This is a genomic window from Clostridium sp. CTA-19 (genome assembly GCF_054767855.1).
The window spans coordinates 1-2,758 of sequence record NZ_BAAABH010000069.1 but is presented as its reverse complement, the minus strand read 5'-3'; the positions used below and the strand labels follow the sequence as shown (position 1 = coordinate 2,758).

Annotated in this window: 8 protein-coding genes; all 8 read right to left on the bottom strand. The window is 31.0% G+C overall.

What is annotated here, in order from left to right; all coding sequences use genetic code 11:
* Positions 1-226, bottom strand: a 226-nt coding sequence (locus ACYUE0_RS17545; RefSeq protein ID WP_460271911.1) for an NADAR family protein, incomplete at its 3' end; no start/stop codon positions are given.
* 30 nt (positions 227-256) lie between these two features.
* A complete protein-coding gene (locus ACYUE0_RS17540) occupies positions 257-580 on the bottom strand; it encodes a hypothetical protein (protein ID WP_460271910.1) in 324 nt (107 codons plus the stop codon).
* Positions 577-1,197 (bottom strand): polymorphic toxin-type HINT domain-containing protein, encoded by a 621-nt coding sequence (locus ACYUE0_RS17535; protein WP_460271915.1) that lies wholly within the window; start codon positions 1,195-1,197, stop codon positions 577-579. Before ACYUE0_RS17535 ends, ACYUE0_RS17540 begins: the two co-directional genes overlap by 4 nt.
* 47 nt (positions 1,198-1,244) lie before the next feature.
* Entirely contained in the window at positions 1,245-1,412 is a 168-nt protein-coding gene (locus ACYUE0_RS17530) for a hypothetical protein (RefSeq protein WP_460271909.1), read from the bottom strand.
* A gap of 142 nt (positions 1,413-1,554) precedes the next feature.
* Complete coding sequence (locus ACYUE0_RS17525) at positions 1,555-1,833, bottom strand: barstar family protein (RefSeq protein WP_061995271.1); 279 nt, start codon at positions 1,831-1,833, stop codon at positions 1,555-1,557.
* 11 nt (positions 1,834-1,844) lie between these two features.
* Entirely contained in the window at positions 1,845-1,985 is a 141-nt protein-coding gene (locus ACYUE0_RS17520) for a hypothetical protein (protein ID WP_460271907.1), read from the bottom strand.
* Complete coding sequence (locus tag ACYUE0_RS17515) at positions 1,924-2,106, bottom strand: ribonuclease domain-containing protein (protein ID WP_460271913.1); 183 nt, start codon at positions 2,104-2,106, stop codon at positions 1,924-1,926. The genes ACYUE0_RS17520 and ACYUE0_RS17515 overlap by 62 nt, the downstream gene beginning before the upstream one ends.
* Before the next feature lie 452 nt (positions 2,107-2,558).
* Positions 2,559-2,758 (bottom strand): immunity protein Imm33 domain-containing protein (locus tag ACYUE0_RS17510; protein ID WP_460271905.1); only part of this gene is annotated, 200 nt, incomplete at its 5' end.

The following is a 2,758-nucleotide window of genomic DNA, read 5'->3' as shown; positions in this document are numbered from 1 at the left end:
CCCAATCTTTCCTAAGTGGTTTACTTCTATCACGTCCCATGTTTGCTGCTTCCATTGGTGTTGATGACATTCTAACTTGTTCTTCATATTCAGTTCCAATAAACTTTTGGGCTTGGAAATAATGTTCACTTGTCATCCAATACTTACCACCAAGTTTAAAGCCATGTCTAGAAAAGTTAGAAAAGCATCCATATTCATCATTTATTTTATAAAAATATATAGCCATACCATTCTCCTTGATTATTTTATTTTTATTCTATACTCCTTGACCAAAAGGCGAATCCCATAATATCTTGCTTAAATAGTCTTCTAGCCTTCCTACCTCAATAAAGATAGGATTTGAATAATGAGCGTGTTCCGCTTCTGCTGAGATAGAAGTATAAATAAAGAACAACACCCCTGCTAGTTTCCTACTTATTATCAGTTCTCCTTTTATAAGCACTTTTAACTCATCAAGTAGCAAATATAATTTATCAAATGCTTCTTTATTAACTTTCTTTGATGTTCTAATTGGAACTAGTAAATCAACTGTTAGTTTATTAATACTTTCTTCAATCTCTATAATTCTATCGTTTATCATTTTACAAACCCCTTTATTGCTTCTTTTGGTATACTTTTATATACTGAAACTTCTTGTTGCCAAATTGAATAATGATATGGCAATCCTTCTACTCCATTTACTCTTGGATATATTTTATAGCCTTTCAAGGCTTGTGATGGAACTTTATTCAAATCAATTTTAACAATTCCCAAACTGCTTCCTGATTGATTGAATCCTCTAGCTACATCAATATCCGTAGTCGTTGAAATGAATGGGTCATTCGCCCATGAGGCTTTACCAGAACCTCCAATAAGATGCTCATCAAGTTTCCATGTTCCGGCTGAATTTTTGGCTTCTAAGCCTAATCCTTGGCTAAGCCTTTCAGCATCTTTTGAATTTAATGCACGGTATACTATATTTTCATTAGCTTTAGCCGCTCCCTTAGCACTTCCCATACTACAAGTATTATGAACAAGTACTCCAGCATCTGAAACAAAGTAAGTATGCCAATTAGAAACTTCAAAGTTATATACCTTTACTGGCTTATTTAACTTTTCTTTATAACTATTAGTTACTTTTGAAGTTTTACCAGAAGCTAAAAGAACTTTATCTTCTTCTTTTAGATCTCCTGCTCCTGTCCAACCTTTTCCTACTATCCAGAATGGATGGTCTATTGTAGTACTAATTTAGTTCTAGCTATAAGTCAAACTCTACAATCAGCTTTGCTAGCATTATTAGTGAATTTGCTACTTGCACTAGCCTCAGTACTAATACCTTTACTAATTAATGTTTCTGCTTCATTATAAACTTTATTACTAAAACTAACGCTACCACTTTTTGATATATTGTTAGCTACTGCTAACTTTGGCACTTGTTGTGGTATATTAATTTTAATATCACTTGTACATTTTTGTAAACCTTTCTCTATAATGCCTATATCTTTACTTATGTCTTAGTGATAAAAGCAATGGAGAGAGTACATCTATCCATCACATCTAAATAATATTGTTAAATTATAATTCTGACAAAATCAGCTTAAAATCGTCTCCTAATTCTTCCTCTGCTTCTTTAAAAGTTTCAAGGATTTTATCTGCGTAACATCCAAGTCTTTCTTTACTCACTGCATAATTTCTCCATTCAATTTTCATTGGAAGATCTATCCACCCTGTTAAACAATCCCATAACGCGTCTAAATTTTTTCCATAGTATTCCGGAAGTTTCATAATATCCTTAATATATTCATGAAACTGATTCTTATCATTAATTTTTAAACCATCAATAATTATATTCATAATTGAGACTCCTACTTAATTTTAGTAAATGTCCTATAATGGTCAGTTGTTTTATAAATTAATCCATCATTAGAATATAAAATTCTATCACTATCCACGATAACCTGATGTATAGTTAATATCAGCTTCATACCAAATTCTATTTTTTGCATTTGGTAAAAGCCCTTCTTTGTTTCTAAATACATCTCCACCAATACTCTTACCTGAAGCAACATTAGCAAGATTTCCTTTTTTCTGATTCCAGTCTAATCTTCTAGCCTCTGTCTTAGTAATGAAGTTATTTGGAAGTTCCCCATTTTTTGCAACATAATTAGAAACATCATAAAAGCTATCAAGAACTTTATCCCCTTTTTATATAGACATATATAATCTTAGTTGAAAACTTACTTGTTGTCCCATAAAGTATTCATGTATTTTTAAAATTGCTTCTTACCATATTCTATTATAATCTTCTCATCCATTACAAATTTCTTGATTATGAGGCTATACATCTCTTCTATCCATTTTTTACTGACTTCTAAAGTTAATGGTATTAATTAACTAGGACTTCCTTTATCAGATTCTCATAATTCAAGAACTGCTAAAAAAATAATGAACCAGCCTACTTAAATTTCAGCTGATTCATTTCATCTTTTCACTACATTATTTAGATTATGCAGCTAATACCTATAGTACTATTATTCATTATTAACCAATCATTTTTTATACGACTAGCTTACCCTTTATTATGCATTATACTGTTTTAATACATCGATATCATTCTCATCTAGAACAGCCTTTAACTCATCTTTCTCCAAAATAGCCATATAACCACTTGGCAATGCTAGAGTTTTAATTATTGATGGTCTAATCTTTAATAATTGATATGCATAATACGCTTCTAACTCATCAGTAGCAATTGTTTCATCAACTGGACCAATATACC